Annotated in this window: 1 rRNA gene; it reads right to left on the reverse strand. The window is 42.6% G+C overall.

Annotation, left to right across the window (positions count from 1 at the left end):
* Positions 1-152: ribosomal RNA gene (locus HX786_RS27020) — 23S ribosomal RNA — on the reverse strand; the annotation flags it as partial.
* Positions 153-359 lie beyond the last annotated feature (207 nt).

Below are 359 nucleotides of genomic sequence, written 5' to 3' on the forward strand. Positions count from 1 at the left end.
AGGTAACCATCTTATGATGGTTGGGTTCCCCCATTCAGACATCTCCGGATCAAAGTCTGTTTGCCGACTCCCCGAAGCTTTTCGCAGGCTACCACGTCTTTCATCGCCTCTGACTGCCAAGGCATCCACCGTATGCGCTTCTTCACTTGACCATATAACCCCAAGCAATCTGGTTATACTATGAAGACGACATTCGCCGAAAATTCGCAATTACTTACAAATTTTACCTTAGCCTGATCCGTTACCAGTGAAAGTAACGTTCAGTCTATCTTTCTATCACATACCCAAATTTTTAAAGAACGATCTAATCAAAGACTAGAAATCAACATTCACCATCATATCGATGGAATGCTCATTTC

The organism is Pseudomonas sp. 21615526, from assembly GCF_013386245.1.
Taxonomy (GTDB): domain Bacteria; phylum Pseudomonadota; class Gammaproteobacteria; order Pseudomonadales; family Pseudomonadaceae; genus Aquipseudomonas.